This window comes from Vibrio sp. 2134-1, assembly GCF_033339495.1.
In genome coordinates, this window is the sequence record NZ_JAWOUS010000087.1 from 1 (window position 1) to 1,317 (window position 1,317).

Genomic DNA, 1,317 nt, shown 5'->3' on the forward strand with positions numbered 1-1,317 from the left:
TATTATTCAATAACTAAGGAGCCAATCGGCTCCTTTTTTGTTCTTTGGTATCCGCATTTTCCTACATGAACTTCACACTACTCTGACTTTACCGTATGCAAATATAATATCGAACAGCGTTCTATTCCTGACATTCCCCTGACAATACTTTCCACTTGGTTAATAAAATCATGCCCAACATCACACAAATTCACATTTCTTCCACATTTTTCTGGAAACAGGTGGTCAGGATGAAAACACAAATAGTTAAACAAGCCGAAACGGCACAAAACAACGTGATTACTGATGAGTCAAAACGCATCATCTACAAATCGTGTTTAAGCGCATTGATGATTGTTGCGATCAGTATTCTCGTCAATCTGAGTATTCGTCTTGATTACGTAGTATTGGGCTCAAGTTTGCGCGAAGTTTCTGTTACCGAAACTCTACAACTAATCATGCTAGCGATCGCTTCATCGGCGTTTTCCCAGCTTTCTAGGCAAGAAGAACAAGTTAAACACGCTGCTATTTTGATTTCCGGCTTCTTCGCTGTGTTGATCATTCGCGAACTGGACTACTGGATGGATATGATCCGTCACGGATCGTGGGTATTCCCTGCGTTAACCGTCACTGCTCTGGCTTGCGCAAAAGCTTACCAAGGTGGTAAAGGTACAGTGAACGAAATGGCACGTATTCTACAAGTTCCACACATGAAGCTCTTGATTGGTGCCGTCGTTCTACTGCTTGTTTTCTCTCGCCTTTACGGCATGGGAAGCTTCTGGCAGCAAGTCATGAATGAAAGCTACATCCGCGATGTTAAGAACATTTCGGAAGAAGGCATGGAGCTGCTTTGCTACTGTCTGATTGCGTTGAGTGCTGTTCGTATGCGACGCGAAATCACTGAATAGACTCGGGATCTAAACGGCGATTGAGCGCAGTTAAAATGGGATGAAACACTTCCAATGCTCGCTCTGCTGTTGCAACCGATTCATCAAAGGCCGTCATTTCGATGGCCTTTTTCATTTCCGCAATTTGCTGCAAAACATCCATTTCTAACGGTAAAGCGCGAAGTTGATTTATTGCTTGTTTAGCCCGCAGCAAAGGCTGTGCTCGAACGCTAGTTAAATCTCGTTGAAATGCCCCACTTTTAACGCCCTCCAGATACACTCGATACGTCGTCAGTTCATCAAGTAAAAGAAACGCTTCTGCCTGTGGCCCTTGATGTGGGTATGGCACGCTAATGTGCTTCTGAATATCTAGAGAAATATGTAAGTCTAAACCCACGGACGCGCATTGAGATTTGAGCACGCGCAGTAAGCCTTGCTCATCCATTAGCGT

1 protein-coding gene and 1 pseudogene are annotated in these 1,317 nt (G+C 44.1%); one reads left to right on the forward strand and one right to left on the reverse strand.

All coding sequences use genetic code 11. The features are described 5' to 3' along the window. Positions 1 to 230 precede the first annotated feature (230 nt). A complete protein-coding gene (locus R7R78_RS24030; RefSeq protein ID WP_225474362.1) occupies positions 231 to 887 on the forward strand; it encodes a hypothetical protein in 657 nt (218 codons plus the stop codon). Here the strand turns inward: R7R78_RS24030 and R7R78_RS24035 are convergent. Next, positions 877 to 1,317, reverse strand: a pseudogene (locus R7R78_RS24035) (YdcF family protein); the annotation flags it as partial. The gene R7R78_RS24030 and the pseudogene R7R78_RS24035 sit on opposite strands and share 11 nt — an antisense overlap.